Here is a 20,917-nt window from a genome sequence, read left to right as displayed (position 1 = left end):
CTGTGTCTGTTACCTCAGAAGCGTCCCCCGCACCACCACACGCTCCCACGCAGCAGGCCCCCGGCTGGCTCAAACGCCTGGCCATCATCACCGGCCTGCTCGGGTTCTTCCTCTTTGTGGCCACGCCCTTTCTGCCCGTTCACCAGGTGCAGTCCAGCCTGAACTGGCCGCAGGGCGGCAGCGTGGACTCGGTGAACGCGCCGCTGATCTCCTACGCCCCGCAGGAGATGGAGGCCCAGATCCCCGTCTCCGCCCTGGAGGAACTGCGCGAGGGGGAGGCGCTGCTTCTGGGTACCCTGCCCGCCGATTCCACCGACGCCGCCCATCGCGGGCTCTTCGTCCGCTCCTTTGACGGCTCGCTGGACGTCTCCGTGCGCGGCGAGGCGTTCTTTGACCTCACCGCGGATCAGGTGCGCGACCTCCCTAATGGGGCGGTGCTCTCCCTGCGCTCCACGGAGGAAGAAACCAAGGCGTGGATCGAGGGCACCGATTACGCCTCCTCCCCGGACTCCACCTCCAAGGATGACGTCCGCCCGCAGGTCAGCGGCCTGTACACGGAACTCAACAACGACGCCGCCCAGGAGCTTATCGACGCCGGCTTAAGCGTCCACGTGGAGATCAACTCCCGGTTTACCTCCTCGCCCACCCTGCTCAAGCAGATCGCCACCTGGCTGGGCCTGGCGATGATGGCGGTATCCCTGTGGTGCCTGTTCCGCCTGGATCGTCTGGACGGCCGGGGGCGCCTCCCCGTGCTGCCCGCCGGGTGGTGGCGCCCGCGCGGCCTGGACGCCCTGGTGGGTTCCATCCTGGTGGGCTGGCACTTCCTGGGCGCCAATACCGCCGATGACGGCTATATCCTCTCCATGTCCCGCCTGGCGGAGCACTCCGGCTACATGGCCAACTATTACCGCTGGTTTGGCGTGCCCGAGGCCCCCTTTGGTTGGCCTTATTACGATCTCCTGGGGCTCATGACGCAGGTGTCCACGGCCTCGGCCTGGGTGCGGCTGCCCGCCCTGATCTCCGGCCTGGTCATCTGGTTCGTGCTCTCCCGGTATCTGCTGCCGCGCCTGGGCGGCACGGTGGGCAGCCGCCGCCTGGCCCAGTGGACGGCCGCCCTGGTGCTGCTCACGTTCTGGCTGCCCTATAACAACGGCACCCGCCCGGAGCCGATCATCGCGATGGGCGCGATCCTGGCCTGGGCCTCCTTCGAGCGCGCGATCGAGACCAGGCGGCTGCTCCCCGGCGCGATCGGCGTGCTCCTGGCCGCGCTCTCCCTGGCCACCGGGCCCACGGGCCTGATGGCGGTGGCCGCTCTCTTTGCGGCCCTCTCCCCGCTGCTGCGGATCCTCTACGAGCGGCTGCCGCTGCTCGGTGGGGGCGAAAGGGCGTCGATAGGTGCCAACGTGGTGGCCGCCCTGGCGATGCTGGCCCCGGTGCTGGCCACGGGCACGGCGGTGCTGGTGGGCATGTTTGGGGATCAGACCCTCGCAAGCGTGTTGGAAGCCACGCGGGTGCGCTCGGAGATCGGCCCGGCGCTGCCGTGGAGCGAGGAGTTCGCGCGCTATCAGTCGCTGCTGTCCACCGCCTCGGTGGACGGCTCCTTTACCCGCCGCTTCCCCATGTTCATGTTCTTTGTCTCGCTGGTGATCGTGGGCATCACGCTGCTGCGCCACAAGAAGATCGCGGGCGCGGCCTCCGGGCCCACGGTGCGCCTGCTCATCATCGTGGTGGGCACGTTCTTCTTCCTCATGTTCACCCCCACCAAGTGGACGCACCACTTCGGCGCGAACGCCGGAACCGCCGCCGCGCTCGCCGCCGTGGCCTCCGTGGCACTCAGCGCGATGGTGGTGCGCTCCGCGCGCGCCCGCGCCATGACCATCGGCGGGTTCCTGCTGATCTTCGCGCTCTCCCTGGCCGGCATGAACGGCTGGTGGTATGTGTCCAGCTTCCACATCCCGTGGTGGGATAAGTCCGTGCAGCTCAAGGGCATCGAGGCCTCCTCGGTGGTGCTGTACCTGGCCATTGCGATCCTGGCGATCGGCGTGGTGTTCTCCTTCATCGGGGACATGCGCCGCACCCGCGCGGAGGCCCTGGGCAACCTGGACGAGATGCTGGCTAAGCGACGCCGCCTCAACGCCTCCTCCCGCTGGGTGGGGCTGGCCTCCGCCCCGATCGCGGTGCTCAGCGCCGTGGTGCTGGCCTTCTCCCTGCTCAGCTTCGGCAAGGCCTTTGCCAGCCAGTACCCGGCCTACACCGTGGGCCTGGGCAACCTGCGCAACCTCGGCGGCAACGCCTGCGGCCTGGCCTCGGACGCGCTGGTGGAGACGAACACCAACCAGGCCTTCCTCACCCCCGTGGGCGACATCTCCCTGGGCGAGTCCCTGGAGGCCGGGGAAAATCGCGGATTCGGCCCCAATAACCTGCCCGGCAGCGTGGAGGACGCGGAATCGGATACCAGTGGCCCCGGGGCGGCCATCGCGGATCAGGTGGACTCCGACGACGCCGCCAGAACCTCCGATTCCGGCCAGGACAACGGCAACTCCGGCGGTTCCCGCTCCGCCAACCAGCGCGGCGTGAACGGCTCCACCCACGAGCTGCCCTTCAATCTCGACTACGAGGTAGTACCCGTACTCGGCTCCTACCAGGAGGAGGATCAGCGCCCCGCCAAGGTCACCACGGCCTGGTACGAACTCCCCGACGCCCGCGAGGACGCCCCCCTGGTGGTGGTCTCCGCCTTTGGCAAAATCAAGCACCACGACATCAACGGCATCGAGCAGGACGGCCAGAACCTGGTGCTCGAATACGGCACCCGCCAGGCCGACGGCTCCGTCACCGACGAGGGCTCCGTGGAAATGCGCGACGCCGGCCCCACCCCCAACTGGCGCAACCTGCGCTACCCCCTGGCCGACCTCCCCGAGGCCGCCAACGTGGTGCGCATCAAGGCCGAGGACATCAACCTCAACGAGGGCGAGTGGCTGGGCATCACCCCGCCCCGCGTGCCCACCTTGGACACCCTGAACAACGTGATCGGCTCCGAGCAGCCCGGCCTGCTCGACTGGCCGGTGCCGCTGCAATTCCCCTGCCAGCGCACCTTCAACCACTACGCGGGCGTGACCGAGATCCCCACCTACCGCGTCTCCCCCGATTACCCCGGCAAATCCACCCTCACCCCGGTGCAGAACTACACCGGCGGCGGCCCGATGGGCACCGTGGAGGCCGTGAACGAGTCCTACGAGCTGCCCAGCTACCTCCGCGACGATTGGGGCCGCGACTGGGGTTCCATCGAAATCTATGAGCCGCGCACCAACTCCGCCGGCCAGACCCCCCGCACCGCCGAGATCACCACGGAGGAGATTACCCGCTCCGGGCTGTGGAACCCGGGCGAGATGAACATCGACACCAAGGGGTAAGGGGCTGGCGGGGGCTCGGCGGGGCCGCAACAACGCTAAGGGGTGCCACTAGACCGGGGTTCGGAGGTTCCCGGGGCGAGGTGGCACCCCTTGGTGCTGCCGGGTCACCATCGCCACTACCGACGCCGCCCCTGCGTCCCCGTTTACCCCCTCCCGGGCGCCTCAGGTGCAAACAACACGAAAGGGTGCCATTAGGGGCGGTCGCCTCGCCGCAACCGCCCCTAATGGCACCCCTTAGCGCCGAAAAAGGCCGAAACCTAGAAACCTAGAGCTCCTCCAACCGCGCCACCGCGTGCAGGGTGGTCGGCTTGGAGGCCTTGCGGAGTTGGAAGTCCCAACCCCGCTCAGAAAGGACAGAACGCTCCGCGTAATACCCCACCCGAGCGGGAAGAACCACCGGCTTCACAAACTCCACGCCGTACCGGGCGGCGTCGGGAATCTGGCCCTCCACCCCGGCCAGGATCGCGGCCGCGGACCACATGCCGTGGGCGATGGTGGTGGGGAAGCCGAATGCCTTGGCACCCAGGGTGGAAACGTGAATGGGGTTTTTATCCCCGGAGGCCTGGGCGTACTTCTTGATCTGCGCCGGAGTCACGCGCCACTGCCCGGTGGGGGCGTGCTCGGGAACCGCGGGATGCTCGCCAAAGAGGGAGCCGCTGTCCTCCGCCACCGCACCGGAGACGGAACCGGACATCTTGGCCCCCTTGGCCAGGAACCCGGAGGTCTGCTTCCAGGCGAGTTCGCCCGCCACCTCCACCTCGGTCACCATGTCGATGAGCAGGCCCTTGCGGTGCGGGCGGAGATTTTCCGCGTGCACCTTCATGTTCAGGGTGTCCGTCACGCTCAGGGACCGGTACTGCTCGATCACGTTGGTGAGGTGCACCGCACCCACCGCGTTGAACGGGAAGTCCGGGGCGCCCATGACCTTGATGGCCAGGGGGAAGGAAAGCACGTAGGGGTAGGTCAGGGGCAGGGTGTTGCCCAACCGCAGCCCGGTGGCCTGGGCGTAGGCCGCCACGTGGGCGGGGTCGATGGTCACGCCACTCACCCCAAAGGAGGTGGTGGGATCGCCGGTGGCGCGTCGCTTGGTGCCCACCACGGGGAGGAGATCGCGGGCGGCGTTCCCGTACTCGCTCATGAGGTTGGGAATGGCGGGGAGTTCGTGGTGCGTCATTTAGGCCCCCAGGAGGTTCTGGCCGCACACGCGCACGGTGTTCCCCGTGACCGCGCCGGAGGCGTTACCGGCGAGGTAGGAGATGGTCTCCGCGACGTCGATGGTCTGGCCCGCCTGGGAGAGCGAGTTCAGGCGGCGGCCCACCTCACGCGGGCCGAAGGGCATGGCGGCGGTCATGGCCGTCTCGATGAAGCCGGGGGCCACGGCATTGACGGTGATGTCACGGGCGGCCAGCTCCTCGGAGAAGGTGTCCACCAGGCCCACCACGCCGGCCTTGGTGGTGGCGTAGTTGGTCTGGCCGCGGTTGCCCGCGATGCCGGCCATGGAGGACACACCCACCACGCGGCCGCCGTCGGCCAGGCCACCGTTGGCCAGCAGGCCCTCGGTGATCCGCACGGGGGCCACCAGGTTAATGTTCTGCACCATCTTCCACTGGCCCTCGTTCATGTTGGCCAGCAGCTTGTCCCGGGTCACGCCGGCGTTGTGCACGATGATGTCGATTGCGCCGCCGTGGCGCTCCTCCGCGTGCTTCTGGAGCTGGTCGGCGGCGTCGGGGGCGGTCACGTCCAGCGGCAGGGCGGTGCCCTTGACGCGGTTGGCGGTCTCGGTCAGGCCCTCGCCCGCCTGGGGGATGTCCACGCAGATGACCTTCGCGCCGTCGCGGGCCAAGACCTCCGCGATGGTGGCGCCGATGCCACGGGCCGCGCCGGTGACGGCGGCGATCTTCCCGGCCAGGGGCTTGTTCCAGTCGGCGGTGCCGACGGCGGCGGCGGTCACGCGGATCACCTGGCCGTCCACGTAGGCGGACTTACCGGAGAGCAGGAAGCGCAGCGTGGACTCGGCGGCCTTGAGGTCGGCCTCGGGGGCGACGTACACCAGTTGCGCGGTGGCCCCGCGGCGCAGTTCCTTGGCCAGGGAGCGGGTGAAGCCTTCCAGGGCGCGCTGGCAGATGTGCTCGTCGCGGTCCTCCACCAGCTCGGGCGTGGTGCCCAACACCACCACGCGGGCGCAGGGGGCGAGCTTGCGCATCTGGGGCTGGAGGAAGTCGAAGAGTTCGTGGAGATCCTCGGGGCGGGCGATTCCGGTGGCGTCAAAGACGATGGCGCCGCGCTTGGTATCTGCCTCGGGGCCTACGTATTGGTAGTCGCCGCCAAGGAGGTCCTTCAATCCCGCCTCGAAGCGGCTGCCGGGGGCGCCTCCGGTGACCACGGGGGCGTCGAGAAGCGGCTCGCCGGGCTTGTAACGCCGCAGCGGCTCACCCTGCGGTACCCCCGCTTTACCCGCGAGGGGGGAGTTGATTAGTTGCTCTAGCAGGCCTTTTTGTGCGGAGGGCATAGGTTGATCTCCTAACGTCGTGGGGGTTGGCGCTTTGCTTACGCCACATCTTTGTCTACCGTAGCAGCCGAGCCAGTGATTCACATTATAGATTTTCAAACCCTATGCTTTGAATCACGTTAAACTGTCACGCAGAGATCCCTACTAGGACGGAGCACATATGACTACCCCTCGCAAGGTTGCGATCCTCGGCGGAAACCGCATTCCTTTCGCGCGCTCCAACAAGGAGTACGCCAACGCCTCCAACCAGGACATGCTCACCGCGGCTATCGACGGCGCCGTGGCCCGCTACGGCCTCCAGGACGAGGACCTGGGCCTCGTGGTAGCCGGCGCGGTGCTCAAGCATTCCCGCGACTTCAACCTCACCCGCGAGTGCGTGCTCGGCTCCGCGCTGAGCTCCCGCACCCCCGCCTTTGACGTGCAGCACGCCTGCGGCACCGGCCTGACCAGCGCCATTCAGGTAGCCGACGCCATCTCCCTCGGCCGCATCGAGTCCGGCCTGGCCGGCGGCGTGGACACCACCTCGGACGCGCCCCTGGCCGTGGGCGATGACCTGCGCCGCACGCTCATCAAGCTCAGCACCGCCAAGACCGCCGGTGACCGCCTCAAGTTGCTCGGCTCCATCCGCCCCTCCCAGCTGGCCCCCGAGCAGCCCCGCAACGGCGAGCCGCGCACCGGCCTCTCCATGGGCGAGCACGCCGCGATCACCGCCCGCGAGTTCGGCGTCAGCCGCGCCGACCAGGACGAACTGGCCGTGCAGTCCCACCGCAACCTCGCCGCCGCCTACGAGGCCGGGTTCTTCTCCGACCTCCTCACCCCCTTCCTCGGCGTGCAGCGCGATACCAACCTGCGCCCGGACACCAGCGTGGACAAGCTGGCCAAGCTCAAGCCCGTGTTCGGCCGCAAGGACGCCGAGCAGCACGGCGCGCAGGCCACCATGACCGCCGGTAACTCCACCCCGCTTACCGACGGCGCCTCCGTGGCCCTACTCTCCTCCGAGGACTGGGCCCGCGAGCACAACATTCCCGTGCGCGCCTACCTGGTGGACTCCGAGACCGCCTCCGTGGACTTCGTGCACGGACCGGACGGCCTGCTCATGGCCCCCACCTACGCGGTGCCGCGCCTGCTCGCCCGCAACGGCCTGAGCCTGCAAGACTTCGACTTCTACGAGATCCACGAGGCCTTCGCCTCCCAGGTGCTGGCCACCCTGGCGGCCTGGGAATCCACCGATTACTGCCGCGACCGCCTCGGCCTCGACGCCCCGCTGGGTGCCATCGACCGCAGCAAGCTCAACGTCAAGGGCTCCTCGCTGGCGGCCGGTCACCCCTTCGCCGCCACCGGCGGCCGCATCCTCGCCACCGCCGCCAAGACCCTGGAGGAAAACGGCGGCGGCCGCACTCTCGTGAGCATCTGTGCCGCTGGCGGCCAGGGCGTTGTAGCCATCCTTGAGCGTTAATCACTTTCCCCTAGGAGTTCATCATGACCGATAAGAACCGCGCCACCCCGGAAAAGGGCAGCCCGCGCACCCTGCCCACCACGCCCGATCCCGCCGCCACCAAGGACCTGCGGAAGCTTCTCGACGGCCGCTGGGCCAGCTCCCGCGACGTCTTCCGCCAGGCCGTCAGCGAGCGCGGAAAGGAACTACTGCACGACCCCACCCTGAGCATGGACGAGGCCCGCGAGGCCATGCTGGATAAGCTCGCCATCCTGGCCGAAACGAAGATGCAGAAGGGCGTTTTCGCCCCGGAGAACGGCGGCGGCGGGGACACCGGGGCCACCCTCACCGGCCTGGAAATGGTGGGCTACGCCGACCTCTCCACCATGGTCAAGGGCGGCGTGCAGTGGGGCCTGTGGGGCGGGGCCGTGGACGCCCTGGGTACCGAGCGCCACTCCCACTACGTGCGTGACATCATCGACCTCAAGCTCCTGGGTTGCTTCGGCATGACCGAGCGCGGCCACGGTTCCGACGTTCAGAACATCGAGACCACCGCCACCTACGACCCCGAGACCAAGGAGTTCATCGTGGACTCCCCCACCCCCTCGGCGGAGAAGGTGTACATCGGCAACGCCGCCAAGCACGGCCGCATGGCCGCGGTATTCGCCCAGCTCTACACCCCCGGCGTGGAGGAATCCCACGGCGTGCACTGCCTGCTGGTGCCGATCCGCGACGAGGACGGCAACACCCTGCCCGGCGTGACCATCGGGGATCACGGCCACAAGGGCGGCCTGATGGGCGTGGACAACGGCACCCTGAGCTTTGACAAGGTCCGCGTGCCGCGCGAGGCCCTGCTCAACCGCTTTGGCGACGTCTCCGAGGACGGCGTGTACTCCTCCCCCATCGAGTCCCGCAACCGCCGCTTCTTCACCATGCTCGGCACCCTGATTCGCGGCCGCGTGGCCGTGGGCGCCGCCGCAGGTGCCGCCACCCGCGCCTCCCTGACGATCGCGGTGCGCTACGCCATGCGGCGTCGTCAGTTCGAGGGCCTGCCCGGCAAGGAGAAGCGCCTGATCGACCACCGCGCTCACCGCCTGCGCCTGCTGCCCCGCCTGGCCCGCTCCTACGCTCTGGCGCTGCTCCAGAACCAGATGATCGAGCGCCTGCACGATCAGACCTCCGCCATCAACCGCGGCGAGTGGGACGTGGCCAACCCCAACGAGGAGCAACTGCACAAGCAGCGCGAGACGGAATCCCGCGCCGCCGCCGTCAAGGTGGCCGCCACCGCCCACGCCACCGACACGATCCAGGAGTGCCGCGAGGCCTGCGGCGGAGCCGGGTACATGGCGGAAAACCGCCTGACCATCTTCAAGGGCGATTCCGATGTGTTCACCACCTTCGAGGGCGATAACACCGTGCTCCTCCAGCTGGTGGGCAAGGAACTCATCACCGCCTACGCCCGCGACCTCTCCGACCTCTCCCCCCTCGACATGGTGAAGTTCAGCGTGGAGAGCATCAGCGACGTGCTGCGCCAGCGCACCTCCATTCCGCTGACCGTGCAGAGCCTCATCGAGCGCGTGAGCGACCGCGAGGAGAACTCCCTCTTCGACGCCGGCTACCAGGCCAAGATCATCCAGGAGCGCGAGCAGAACCTCGTGAAGTCCTTGGCCCGCCGCCTCAAGGACGCCAAGAAGATGGAGCCCGCCGACGCCGTGAAGCTCGTGGATCGCGCCCAGGACCACCTCATCGACCTGGCCTGGGCTCGGATCAACACCATGCTCATCGAGGCCCTCATTGAGGCCGAGGCCGAACTCCCCAAGGACTCCCCGGCCTTCCCCGTGCTGGAGCAGATCCGCCACCTCTTTGCGTTCTCCACCATCCTCAAGCACGCGGGCTGGTACCAGGAGCAGAACATCCTCTCCGGTAACCGCACCAAGGCCGCCCGCGCCGCCGTGAACGACCTGGTGGACTCCATCGGGCCGTGGTCCGGGGTGCTCGTGGATGCCTTTGGCATCCCCGACGTCCTGGTAGACGTGCCCATGCTCAACGACTCCGGCGTGGACCCGCTGCCGGGGGCCGCTGCGTAATTCTGGGGTCAAGGGGCTGGTGCGCCGTCCGTGGACGGGCGCGCTGGCCTCTTTTTGGTGCGTGGGGGTGGGGGGTTATTGGGGCCAGGACGTGGGGCTTGGCGACGCCGGGGGTTGTGCTGCTTGCCATGCGGGGGCCGCGTGGTTGCCGCTGCGGCGGCGGCAGCGCTAAGGGGTGCCGCCTCGGGGTGAGAGCGTGTCAAGTTGTTTGTGTGTGGGGCGGTTTTCTTAGAGGTATTGGTCGAAGCGGTCGGGGTAGGCCACGGCCATCTGGTTGATGGCTTGCTTCCAGCCTGAGACTTTCGCTCCTTCCACAAGCCTCCCGGCGGTAGCCGCGGCCTTTTTACCTTCCTTGGCCCTGCGAGCAGCGCGTTTGTCTTCAATATTGCAGATCATCAACCACAAGGTCTTCAACGCGGATTCGTCGTTCGTAAACTGCACGCGGTTGCGGGTGGCTTTGCGCAACTCGTTGTTAAACGACTCGATGGAATTGGTGGTGTAGATGACTTTGCGCGCTGCCGGAGGGAACTGCAAAAACGGCACGAACCTCTCCCATGCGTCCTGCCACACCTTGACTGACCTGGGATATTTCTGGCCAAGACCCGAAGAAGCAAACTCCTCGAGTGCAATGGCAGCACTGGAGCCATCAGGGGCGGTATAGACCTTCTTCAAGGCCGCTGAAACCGCCTTACGGTCCCCGTAGGCAACCCACCTGTTAGCAGCACGAATCAAGTGCACAACACAGGTTTGTACCATCGATCCCGGCCAGGATGCCTCCACAGCCTCAGGCAGGCCTTTGAGCCCGTCACAGCAGACAATGAAGACATCTTTGACCCCGCGATTAGCCAGATTCGAGCACACATGGGCCCAAAACGACGCGCCTTCTTCCCTCGCGATCCATAGCCCCAAGATGTGTTTGATGCCGTCGAGATCCACCCCAATGGCCATATACGCGGACTTGTTGACCACGCGCCCGCCCTCACGGACTTTAATGCGCAGCGCATCAAGGAAAATGACGGGGTAGAACTCATCTAACTGGCGGTTCTGCCACACCATGACCTCATCAAGGACAGCGTCAGTCACCGCAGAAATCGTCTCGTGGGAGATATCAACACGCATGGCAGTAGCCATATGGTGTTGGATATCGCGCACTGTCATGCCCCCGGCATACAAGCTCACAATCATGTCGTCAACATCGGTCAAACGCCGCGAGCCTTTCGGGACCATGGTCGGAACAAACGTCCCGGCCCGGTCCCTGGGAACCTCGACAGTTACCGGACCGTAGTGAGAATCCACGGTCTTTGGATACGCCCCGTTGCGGTGGTTGTCTGTGCCTAGTGCTGCTTTAGCGTCTCTATCCCCTGGCCGGTAGCCCAGGTGGGCATCCATCTCGGCGTTTAAACCCCTGGTAATCGAGGCTTGCAACATCCCACGCACCAAATCGTTGGCGTCGGTGGTTGAGGTGCCTAAATCATCAATGAGCTTCGCGATCTCAGGGTTTGCAAGCAGCTTTTTCTCAATCGCGTCAATCTTGGCCTTATCAGCCGGATCTCGTCGTGTCACAGTAGTCATTCTGGCTTGTCTCCTTATGCGGGATGGAATCCCACACACAAACCATCAGACACTCTCACTTTCTCACCTCCATACCCCGTGCGCATTAAGGGGTGCCATTGAGAGGTTGAGGATCACTCCAAGGCCGGTAGTGGCACCCCTTAGCGTTGTTCCAGAGCGACGTATCCCACCGGGCACCGGATTGACCCTCCATGAGGCTCCCAAGGGGTGCCACCTCGAAGCCCACCAGCCAATCCCCAACCCCAATGACCCCCTTAAAGGTTCCGTACCCAAGCACCGCGATTAAACACACCACTAAGGGGTGCCACCACCGCCCAGTCACCCCGCTCCCAACCCCCAATGGCACCCCTTAGCGCGCGGCCCCACCAGCCAACACACCACACGCCCTACACTCATCCCCATGCCTGCAAAGAAATCACACGCCACACCCGCCACCCTGGCCCTGGAAAAGGCAGGCCTGCCCTTTAGCACCCTGACCTTCGATCACGATCCCGCCAATCACCACTTTGGCGAAGAGGCCGCCGAGGCCCTACACCACGAGGGGATAGACGCAGCACAGATCGCCAAGACGTTGCTGGTGGAGTCGGATAAGGGTCTGGCGGTGGCGGTGCTGCCGGTCACTCACCAACTCAATCTCAAGGCGATGGCCGCCGCGCTTCGCGTCAAAAAGGCCACGATGTGCGATCCCTCCGTAGCGGAACGGGTCACGGGGTATGTGGTGGGTGGAATTAGCCCGATCGGGCAGAAGAAGCGGCTGCCCACGGTGGTGGAGTCCTCCCTAAGCAGCCAAAATGAAGTGCTGGTTTCCGGTGGTAAAAGGGGCTTTGACCTGGTGCTCAGCCCCGAAGTCCTCGCCCAGGCCACCGGGGCGGTGTTCGCCCCCATCGCGCGCCGCGCTTAACGTAGCGAACCGCGCCTAAGGCACCTGCGCCGAACCTAAAGCGCCTGAACTACACAACCACCACCGGCTCCTTGCTATAGGCGTAGGTGTCGTCCCGGCGCGCCTGCCGGTTTCCGCGGATAAAGAGCCACACCACCAGCGGGTACATCACCAGGGCCACCACGATCATGTTGATGATCTGCGCCACCTCGCTATTCCACAACAGGTTCCAGGCAAAGTGCAGGCCAAAGCCCACCAGGAACCAGCCGAGCGCCCGACCAACCCGCCACGCCCACGAAGCCTCGGCGGTATAAAGGGCCACGCCGATTCCCCAGCCCGCGATTCCGGTGAACACGATGTGGAGGAAGGGCCCGGCCACCAGGCGGAGTATCCATAGGCTGAGGGCGCCGGAGGCGTCGGAGTTGGGGTCAAGAACCGCACCATTAACCCCGTAGAGGATGTTTTCGATGGTCCCGAAGCCCAGGCCCACCACCGCGCCCACGATGAGGCCGTGCCAGGGGCGGTTGAGTCGCCGGAAGCTGAGCAGGATCACTACCACGCCCAGGGCCTTGGCGGCCTCCTCCGGGTAGGCCCCGCCAAAGGAGGCCTCCACGAGTTCCCAGCCAAGTTTGACGGGGATCTCGGAACTCGGCAGACCCAGGGCCATGACGATTCCAAAGGACACTCCCCCGCCCCAGAGCAGGGCCAGGAGCGCCCAGAGATAAGAGCCCTTGGGCCACATGGGGCTCCACATCAGTAGCCCCAGGATGAGCAGCACGTAACATAGCCCCAGTCCCAGTCCGATTCCGAGCCCGGCGGGGCTGACTATCAGCATTCCCGCGAGGTTGAAAAGCACGGCCAGCACGCCCAACCCGGTGCAAATGCCCAGGGTGATGGCAAAGAGACGGTTCATCGCTGCCGGGCCTCCTCGGTCAGGGCGTCCAGGATCTTATCGAGTATTCCCTGCTGCGGGCCGTCGAGGACCACGCCCAGGTGCTGTCCGTCGGGGCCCTCGTGCAGGAGGGCGACGCGGGGGCCGTCGATAAGCATGGGTATGCCCTCGTGCTCGGTGCGGGAGGCGTCCGCGCTGGGGTACGCCAGGTCCTCGCTGGCGCCGCGCATGAGGCGGCGCAGGGTGCGGTCCTCGTCCTTCACGCCCTCCATCACGGTGGAGCTGAGCAGCGTGTCGCCGCATGTCCATGTCTCGGTGAGGGAGAAGCCGCCGCTGCGGCATTCCAGGCCCGCCACCGGCACCTTCCAGTCCCCGCCGTGCGTGCCGAGTTCCACGGCGTCGGCGGTGGCGGAGCGCGGCGGAACGACGGCGTTGAGCGCGGCGGGTACGCCAAAGTACACGGCGAGCGCAGCGAGCAGGCCCCACCACAGCAGGAGGGGCCTGTCCGGTTGGAGTCGGTAGCGCGGCATGGACACCACAGTACAGTGGGGCCCATGCAGAATCTGTACGAATATATTAACGGCCCCTGGCTCGCCTCCCACACCATTCCCGCTGATCGCGGGGTGGACGGCATCTTCCACGCGCTTCGCGACGCCGCCGAGGCCGACGTCCACCGTATCCTCCAGGCTAACGACGGCCGCGCCGGTGCCCTCTACACCGCATTCATGGACACCGAGGCCCTCAGCCGGGCCGGGGTGGAGCCCCTGAACCCCGATCTGGAGCGGATCGACGCCGCGCAGACGCCCGAGGACCTGGCCCGCGTGCTGGGTGAATTAGACCGCGAGGGCGTGGGAGCCCCGGTGGGATTCTGGGTGGCCAAGGACTCCGAGGGGGACACGGACGTGGCCTACCTGGTGCAGTCCGGCCTGGGGCTTCCCGACGAAGCCTATTACCGCTCCGCCGATCACGCCGAGACGCTGGCCGCCTACCGCGAGCACGTGGAGAAGATGCTCAGCTTCCTGCCCTCCGTGGCCACTGACTCGGCCTCCGCGGCGGAGGCCGCCACCACCATCGTGAACCTGGAAACCAGCCTGGCCCAGGGCCACTGGGACGTGGTGGATAGCCGCGACGCCATCAAGACCAATAACCCCACCGAGTTCACCGACCTCCCCGAGATTATCCAGACCCTGCTGCGCGCCGCCCGCCTCCCGGAGCGCCGCCTCATCGTGCGCGAGCCCTCCTACGTGGAACACCTCGCCGGCCTGCTCACCCAGGAGCGCCTGCCCGAGTGGAAACTATGGGCCACCTGGCACCTGCTCAGTTCCCGCGCCGGCGTGCTCAGCCCGGAGATCTCCGCGGCCAACTTTGACTTCTTTGGCCGCCGCCTCTCCGGAGCCACCGAGCAGCGCGAGCGCTGGAAGCGCGCCGTGGGCCTGGCGGAATCCCTGGTGGGCTACGAGATCGGCCGCGCTTACGTGGAGGAGCACTTCCCCGCCAGTTCCAAGAAACAAATGCTCACGCTGGTGGATTACCTCACGGCCGCCTACCGGGAGCGGATCACCGCCCTGGACTGGATGACCGAGGCCACCAAGCAGCGCGCCCTGGAAAAGCTCGGCCTCTTCCAGGCCAAGATCGGCTACCCCGCCACCTGGCGCTCCTACGAGGGCCTCACCTTCTCCGCCCGGGGCGAGGACCTGGTGGCCAACGTGCGCGCAGGCTCCGCCTTCCTCCACGACTACGAGGTAAACAAGGTGGGCAAGCCCACCGACCGCGCCGAATGGGTGAGTACTCCGCAGACCGTCAATGCCTTCTATAACCCCACGGTCAATGACATCACCTTCCCCGCCGCGATCCTCCAACCGCCCTTCTTTGACCCGGAGGCGGATGCCGCCGAGAACTTCGGCGCCATCGGCGCGGTGATCGGCCACGAGATCGGCCACGGCTTCGATGACCAGGGCTCGCAGTATGACGGCCACGGCAACCTGCACAGTTGGTGGAGCGGAGAGGACCGCGCCGCCTTTGGCGACCTCACCGAGAAGCTTGTGGAGCAGTTCGACGGCCTGGTGCCCTCCGTGCTGCGCGAGGCCGCTGGTGCCTCTGGTGTTGAGGCTGGGGCTGGTGCAGGCGAACCGGACGCTCCCGGCACCTCCGGCACTCCCGGCACCTCCGACGCTCCCGGCACCTCCGGCACTCCCGCTGCCGCCGCTCCCGGCGTGAACGGCCGCTTCACCCTGGGCGAGAACATCGGTGACCTGGGTGGCCTGGGCATCGCCGTGGTGGCCTACAAGAACTGGCTGGCCGATCACGGCCAGGACGGCTCCGAGACCGCCCGCTTCGAGGTGGAAGGGGCCGACCCCGCCGTGGCCGAAACCGAGTTCACCGGGTTCCAGCGCCTCTTCCTCTCCTGGGCCCGGGTATGGCGCACCGCGATCCGCCCGGAGATGGCCACCCAGTACCTGGCCATTGATCCCCATTCCCCGGCGGAGTTCCGGTGCAACGTGATCGCCGCCAACGTGGCGGAGTTCTACGAGGCCTTCCCGGAGATCGGCCCGGATTCCCCGATGTGGGTGGCCCCGGAGGATCGCGTGCGCATTTGGTAGGGGTTGGGTTTGTGCAGCGCGGTGTTTAAGGTGCGCGGCGCGAACCTCGCGCCCTGATTACCCTGGGGCGCATGACTAGGGAAAACACCGCGCCCACCCCCGATCACGCCGAGGCCCGCGAGCGCCAGGACTTCCAGGTGGGCGGCATCGACCGCGAGTTCACCGAGGAGCAGCAGTTAGAGCAACTGGGCACCTATATTGATGCCCATTATCCGCTGCCCTCTTTTAGCCCGCCCTGGGCCGGGGGCGCGGGCGATCCCCTCCCCGCCGACCGCTGGACCGCGCTCCTCCCCGATCGCCTCACCCACGCCGCCATGCTCATGCTCGGCGCCGGCCGCGATCACTCCATGCCCGGGGTGGCCTTTGGCACCGAGGTCACCGCCCACGAGGTGCCCGCCGTGGCGGGGCGCGTTTTTGTTCCCCCTCGCCCCTCCGGCCGCTGGGCCATCTCCCTCCACTCCGGCGGGTGGTGGCGCGGCTCCGGGGAGGCGCTGGAACACCAGTGGCGGCCCGAGGTGGCGGCGGCCGCCGCGCTGTCTGGCACCACGATCCTGGATCTGGATTATCCCCTCGCCCCCGCCCACACCCTCGGGGACATGCACACGGCGGTGCGCGCCGCCGTGGATTACGCCCGCTCCCAGGGGGCGCAGCACGTCACGGGCTGGGGTTATTCCTCCGGTGGGGCGCTCGCGACCCTCACCGCGCCGCTTTTCGACGCCCTGGTGCTCACCTTCCCCGACCTCGCCTCGGTGGCGAACCTCCCGGAGGAGGTGCGCGGTGGGTTGAATCTGCCGCCGGTCACCGAGTGGCCGCGCACCCTGGTGCAGATCGCGCTCCACGACGAGATCGCCTCCCGACCCTCCGGCCTCGACCAGGCCGCCCACGTGGAGATCCAGGAGTTCACCGCCCGACACCGCATCTCCACCCCCGAGGTGGCCCGCGCCAAGATCCGGGGCGTGGCCGAGTTCCTGAAGGGGTAGTAGCGGCGGCAAACAGCGCTAAGGGGTGCCATTGGCCGGGGTTCGGGCGGGGTAACCGACCCAGCGGCACCCCTTAGCGTTGTTCTGTGTTGTTCGGCGTTGTTGCGCGTTGGTGGCCCGGCGTACCACTGCGCTCCACAACACTAACGGGTGCCATTACCGGGGCTTCCGGCCACAATCCCCTCCCAGTGGCACCCCTCAAGGTTGCAGACCCCGCCCGTCACTAAATCTCAGCGCTCCTCAACACCAAGGGGTGCCATTGCGGCTGGACCGCGCCCCCGACCCCACCTAATGGCACCCCTTAGAGCTACAACCGAGCGCTACACCGCGCCGCAGAATCAAGCACAGCCCGGCAGGGCTCGGAGGAGGCCGCCGGGGATGGCGGCGTCGTCGCTGATCAGGGCGTCGCGCACGTCGAGCGGATCCACGCAAGCCACGTGATCCTTGATCTCCGTGCCGGTGGCCATCTCGCTGGTTTCCACGGTGGTGCTGGACTCGTTCACCGGGGGAACGACCGCCTCCGGCAAAGCCGGTACCCCCGGCAGAGCCGGGGCCTCGGGGATCACGGCGCCCTTCACGTCCTGGGTGTGGTCATCGCGGGTGCCGTAGGTGTTGGCCGCGATGCTGAAACCGGGGCCAAAGGAGGCGGTGGCGTGGACGCTTCGATCGTCGGCCCAGCCGAACTTGGTGCCCAGCACGCCCGGCAATTGGGCGGTGCCGTAATCCTGGGCGTAGCCGTCGGCGGCCACGGGGGCGGCGGTGCGCATTCCCTCGAAGAGGGGTCGGGCCGCGGGGTCGTGGCGGGTGGCTTCGAGGAAGGTGGTCACGTCGTTGGTGCTGGTGGTGGTGTTACCCCAGAAGCCGTTGTGATGGGTGTTGCTCAGGCCGAACTGTGCGATGACCTCGGGGATCGCCTGCGGATAACGCGCGTCGAGGGCGGAGGCGGTGCCGTCCTCGGAGTAGCGGATCATGTTTTCCACCTTGGCGGCGTCCTCGGGTGCCCCGTGAGCGAGCACCCAATACCCCAGGTAGAGCTTGGAGAGGGAGAGCGCCGGGCGGGATTCCGAGGCGTTCGCGGTGGCAATGGTGGGGCCACCGGCAATGTTCATCGTCATTTGGGTGCGCTCGGGCACAAAGGCGGGATCAATGGTGAGGCCCTGCGCGGCGGGAACCGCCAGAACGAGGGCCGCGCCGGAGAGAGCCAGGGAACGGGAGAATATTTTGTGCACGTGGCGTATATTACAACGCTGAAAAAATATCGTCACCTTCTTGAATATCGGGCTCGGTATAGGGCTCCACCTCGCACAACGTGACGGTCGCTCCGGTGGAATCCGCGATAATCGCCAACCGCCCAAAGGGACTATCCCAGGGTCGCCTAATCACCTCGCCGCCCAATTCCGCCACCCGCGCCACGCGCACGTCAATATCCTCAATTCCCAGGTAACTCTGCCAAAAACTCGGCACCTGCGGCGGGAACTGCCCCTCGGCATCGGCCAGCCCGGCGAAGGCCGCGCCGTCGGCAAGCGCGGCGGTGTACCCTTCCTCCTCCGCGAGCGTCCAGCCCAGCAACTCCCGGTAAAACTCCCCCGCCTGCGCGTACCGCGTGGTGGCGGTCAGTTCGTGCCACACCGGCGTGCCCGGCTCCCCGGCCGCCACAAAGGCCTCGCCCGCATTGGGTTCTACCAGGCCAAAGAGGGCCCCGGTGGCGTCGGCAAGCACCGCGAGGCGACCCACCTGCGCGGGCTGCGGCGCGCTGAGCACCCTGCCGCCGAGCTTATCGACGCCCCCCACCTGCACATCCAGGTCGCGCGCGAGGAAGGAGGTGACCCAGGTGTCCGGGAGGGCGGATTCCTCCGGCTGCGGCAACAAACCGGCCACCGGCAGCCCCTGCACGCGCGCTAAACGCTGGCCCTGCTCGCCCACGGATTCAAACTCCCACCCCAGGAGTTCGGAATAAAAATACTCGCTGCGGCGGGGATCGGAGGTATTAAGGTCAATCCAATAGGGCATTCCCGGCTCGGCATGGAAAGCGGGCATTAGAGGTTCCTCCACTTCTCAGGATCAAAGTCATCATCGGCGGTGGCCTCGTCAAAATAATCGTCCTCGGGGGCCTCGCTGGCCGCGATCACCCGGGCGCAGTTACCCTGCACGCACACCACGTCGCCGGAGATCAGGGTACGCCCCCGGCGCACCTCCGGCTCCTCATTGACCGTGACGATCCCGGCGGCGATGGCCTCCTTGGCCTCACCCCCGGTGGCCACGAGGCTGGCCAGCTTGATGAACTGCCCGAGCTTGATGGTTTCTTCCCTGATGGATACCTCAACTACCTGCATGGGGTTGAGTGTAGTGGGGTGTACGATAAGAAACGTCAGCTCACAAGGACGCAGATTTTCTGCCTGCTTGTGGGCGTTTGGTTTTCACCCGGCTTTAACCCCACACCACCGCCCGCACCCCCTCCACCATCATGTACACCGCGAGCAGGAGGAAGATCGCGCCGGTGATCACATCAATAAGCGCCCCGTTGCGGGCGATCTTGGCGGAAAGTGCCCGCACCGCCAGGGCGAATCCCACAAACCACGCCAGCCCCACCACGATGAGGGCCACGGCCACGATCAGCGTCCAGTGCGCGCCCATATCCGGGCGAATGAACTGGGAGAATACCGCGCCAAAGAACACGATGGCCTTGGGGTTGGCCATGTTGGTGGCCAGGCCGGAGCGCCAGGCCTGGGCGGCGCTGATCTCGGGTTCGGCAGGCCCAGTAGGCCCGGCAGGCGACAGAGAAGAGGAAGAACCACCCCACCCCTTTATCCCCGCGCGCAGCGCCTTGAATCCCAACCACCCCAGGTAGGAGCCGCCGAGGAGTTGCAGCCACCCCAGAATCGCCGGGTAGGCCTGCATGAGGGCGGCCAATCCGGCCAGGGAGGCGATGATCCAGATGGCGTTGCCCGTCATGATCCCCACGGCGCACCACACCCCGGCGCGGCGGCTGCGCGATCCCAGGCGGGTGATCTGCACGATGTCCGGCCCGGGGCTGAGGATCGCGGTGCACCAGGTGACCAGCAGCGCGAGGAAGGAGGCGAGCGTCATGCCTGGTCCTTGGGCATGAGGTGGAGGTGATCCACATTGACGTGTGCGGGCAGGGAGGCCACCCAGCGGACGGCCTCGGCAATGTCCTCGGCGCTGAGGCTGAGCACGCCCTCGTACACAGCGGCGGCGCGGGCGGCGTCGCCGTCAAAGCGGTTGAGGGAGAACTCCTCGGTGTGCACGCGGCCGGGGTCGATCTGGGTGACGCGCAGCCCCTCGGGTGTGGCGGAGGCCTCCTCTATGCGCTGCACGCGGGTCAGCGCACGCAGCCCGAACTTGGCGGCGTTGTATCCGGCGCCGCCGGGGTAGGGGTTGAGTCCGGCCACGGAGCCGATGTTCACCACGAGGCCCCCGTGCGGGGAGGCCGCCAGGGCCTCATGCAGGGCGTTGCTCACGCGGAGGGTGCCCAGCACATTGACCTCGTACATCCAGCGCCATTTTTCTATGTCCGCCTCTATCACGGGGTCGAGTCCGCGCGCCCCGCCGGCGTTGTTCACCAGCAGGTCGCAGCCGCCGCGTTCCGCCACGCAGCGGGCCAGTCCCAGCACGGATTCCTCATCGGTGACGTCGAGGCGGCAGGCCTGCCCCCCGATTTCTTCCGCTAGGGCGGCCACCCGCTCATAGCGGCGCGCGGCAGCGATGACGTACCAGCCGTCGGTAGCCAAAGCGCGTGCGGTGGCGGCCCCGATCCCGGAGGACGCCCCGGTGACCACCGCTATTTTCTGCTCGCGTTCGCTCATGCCTCCTCACTATAGCGAGGCGCGCATCACACCCCGGCCTTAATGTCACAATGGTGGACATGACGCATCCCGCGACCCCCACAACCTCCCTGGAACAGATGGCCTCCGGGGCCTGGCACCTTCCCGGAAGCCCGGAGCTCACCGCAGAACAGCAGCGCAGCTTCGGCCTGCTGCACGAACTCAACGCCCTGGACAATACCGACCCGCGCGCCGCCCGCGAGATCATTAGGGAACTCACTCGCGCCGATCACGCCACCGCCACGGTGATCGCCCCGGCCAGCGTCGAGTACGGCTGTCACCTGCGCCTGGGCCGCGACGTGTTCATCAACATGGGTGTGACGGTGCTCAGCAGCGCGCCCGTGACCATCGGGGAGCGCACGCTGATCGGCCCGAACTGCCAGTTCCTCACCGTGGGGCACCCGGTGGACGATGTGGAGATGCGCGCCGAGGGCTGGGAGCAGGCGCTGCCCATCACGGTGGGCGCCGATACCTGGATTGGTGCGGGCACAATCGTGCTGCCGGGGGTGAGCATCGGTGACCGCGTGACCATCGGCGCGGGTTCCCTGGTCACCCGCAATATTCCAGACGACGCCGTGGCCCTGGGCCACCCGGCGCGCGTGGTGCGCATGCGCGACCGGCAGCGTGCCGACGCCGAGCGGGCGGCGCTCCCGCAAGGGCAAGCAAAACAACCCCAGCGGCAACAACCCCAGCAAGTCCAGCAACAATAA

General features: G+C 67.0%; 17 protein-coding genes. 7 read left to right on the top strand and 10 right to left on the bottom strand.

What is annotated here, in order from left to right:
* Positions 1–2: 2 nt before the first annotated feature.
* Positions 3–3,410: an arabinosyltransferase domain-containing protein gene (locus OLW90_RS00430; RefSeq protein ID WP_319650330.1), complete on the top strand. Its 3,408-nt coding sequence runs from the start codon at positions 3–5 to the stop codon at positions 3,408–3,410.
* A 265-nt stretch (positions 3,411–3,675) separates the two neighbouring features.
* Here the strand turns inward: OLW90_RS00430 and OLW90_RS00425 are convergent, their stop codons facing one another.
* Both OLW90_RS00425 and OLW90_RS00420 read right to left on the bottom strand, forming a co-directional pair.
* Positions 3,676–4,584, bottom strand: coding sequence for a MaoC family dehydratase (locus OLW90_RS00425; protein WP_319650329.1), 909 nt, complete (start codon positions 4,582–4,584; stop codon positions 3,676–3,678).
* Entirely contained in the window at positions 4,585–5,919 is a 1,335-nt protein-coding gene (locus OLW90_RS00420) for a 3-oxoacyl-ACP reductase (RefSeq protein WP_319650328.1), read from the bottom strand.
* Positions 5,920–6,079: 160 nt separating this feature from the next.
* On the opposite strand from OLW90_RS00420, the gene OLW90_RS00415 reads away from it, so the two are divergent.
* Positions 6,080–7,375 carry an acetyl-CoA C-acetyltransferase gene (locus OLW90_RS00415; protein WP_319650326.1) on the top strand — a complete coding sequence of 432 codons (1,296 nt, stop codon included), beginning with the start codon at positions 6,080–6,082 and terminating at the stop codon, positions 7,373–7,375.
* A gap of 23 nt (positions 7,376–7,398) precedes the next feature.
* Positions 7,399–9,441 carry an acyl-CoA dehydrogenase family protein gene (locus tag OLW90_RS00410; RefSeq protein ID WP_319650325.1) on the top strand — a complete coding sequence of 681 codons (2,043 nt, stop codon included), beginning with the start codon at positions 7,399–7,401 and terminating at the stop codon, positions 9,439–9,441.
* 228 nt (positions 9,442–9,669) lie between these two features.
* On the opposite strand, the gene OLW90_RS00405 is transcribed toward OLW90_RS00410, so the two are convergent.
* The gene (locus OLW90_RS00405) at positions 9,670–11,013 is read right to left on the bottom strand and encodes an IS256 family transposase (protein WP_319649700.1); all 1,344 of its coding nucleotides are present in this window, start codon (positions 11,011–11,013) and stop codon (positions 9,670–9,672) included.
* A 400-nt stretch (positions 11,014–11,413) separates the two neighbouring features.
* Here OLW90_RS00405 and ybaK point away from each other — a divergent pair, with 400 nt between their 5' ends.
* The gene (gene ybaK / locus OLW90_RS00400) at positions 11,414–11,914 is read left to right on the top strand and encodes a Cys-tRNA(Pro) deacylase (protein ID WP_319650324.1); all 501 of its coding nucleotides are present in this window, start codon (positions 11,414–11,416) and stop codon (positions 11,912–11,914) included.
* Between the two features lie 49 nt (positions 11,915–11,963).
* On the opposite strand, the gene OLW90_RS00395 is transcribed toward ybaK, so the two are convergent.
* Positions 11,964–12,806, bottom strand: coding sequence for a PrsW family intramembrane metalloprotease (locus OLW90_RS00395; RefSeq protein WP_319650323.1), 843 nt, complete (start codon positions 12,804–12,806; stop codon positions 11,964–11,966).
* Entirely contained in the window at positions 12,803–13,315 is a 513-nt protein-coding gene (locus OLW90_RS00390; protein ID WP_319650322.1) for a hypothetical protein, read from the bottom strand. The genes OLW90_RS00395 and OLW90_RS00390 overlap by 4 nt, the downstream gene beginning before the upstream one ends.
* 24 nt (positions 13,316–13,339) lie before the next feature.
* Between OLW90_RS00390 and OLW90_RS00385 the strand changes: the two genes are divergently transcribed.
* Together OLW90_RS00385 and OLW90_RS00380 are read left to right on the top strand one after the other, a co-directional pair.
* A complete protein-coding gene (locus OLW90_RS00385) occupies positions 13,340–15,385 on the top strand; it encodes a M13 family metallopeptidase (RefSeq protein WP_319650321.1) in 2,046 nt (681 codons plus the stop codon).
* Between the two features lie 71 nt (positions 15,386–15,456).
* Positions 15,457–16,365: an alpha/beta hydrolase gene (locus tag OLW90_RS00380; protein WP_319650320.1), complete on the top strand. Its 909-nt coding sequence runs from the start codon at positions 15,457–15,459 to the stop codon at positions 16,363–16,365.
* 338 nt (positions 16,366–16,703) lie between these two features.
* Here OLW90_RS00380 and OLW90_RS00375 read toward each other — a convergent pair whose 3' ends face one another.
* The 5 genes from OLW90_RS00375 to OLW90_RS00355 all read right to left on the bottom strand — a co-directional run bounded on the left by OLW90_RS00375 (position 16,704) and on the right by OLW90_RS00355 (position 20,189).
* Complete coding sequence (locus tag OLW90_RS00375; RefSeq protein WP_319650319.1) at positions 16,704–17,594, bottom strand: hypothetical protein; 891 nt, start codon at positions 17,592–17,594, stop codon at positions 16,704–16,706.
* Between the two features lie 10 nt (positions 17,595–17,604).
* Positions 17,605–18,402: a VOC family protein gene (locus tag OLW90_RS00370; RefSeq protein WP_319650318.1), complete on the bottom strand. Its 798-nt coding sequence runs from the start codon at positions 18,400–18,402 to the stop codon at positions 17,605–17,607.
* On the bottom strand, positions 18,402–18,698 hold the full coding sequence (locus OLW90_RS00365) for an RNA-binding S4 domain-containing protein (RefSeq protein WP_319650317.1): 297 nt from the start codon (positions 18,696–18,698) through the stop codon (positions 18,402–18,404). The genes OLW90_RS00370 and OLW90_RS00365 overlap by 1 nt, the downstream gene beginning before the upstream one ends.
* A 94-nt stretch (positions 18,699–18,792) precedes the next feature.
* A complete protein-coding gene (locus OLW90_RS00360) occupies positions 18,793–19,452 on the bottom strand; it encodes a LysE family translocator (RefSeq protein ID WP_319650316.1) in 660 nt (219 codons plus the stop codon).
* Positions 19,449–20,189, bottom strand: coding sequence for an SDR family oxidoreductase (locus tag OLW90_RS00355; RefSeq protein WP_319650315.1), 741 nt, complete (start codon positions 20,187–20,189; stop codon positions 19,449–19,451). Before OLW90_RS00355 ends, OLW90_RS00360 begins: the two co-directional genes overlap by 4 nt.
* A 59-nt stretch (positions 20,190–20,248) precedes the next feature.
* Here OLW90_RS00355 and OLW90_RS00350 point away from each other — a divergent pair, with 59 nt between their 5' ends.
* Complete coding sequence (locus OLW90_RS00350) at positions 20,249–20,917, top strand: sugar O-acetyltransferase (RefSeq protein WP_319650314.1); 669 nt, start codon at positions 20,249–20,251, stop codon at positions 20,915–20,917.

It is taken from the genome of Corynebacterium sp. 21KM1197 (assembly GCF_033783015.1).
GTDB lineage: Bacteria > Actinomycetota > Actinomycetes > Mycobacteriales > Mycobacteriaceae > Corynebacterium.
This window is presented reverse-complemented; position numbering and strand designations above follow the sequence as displayed.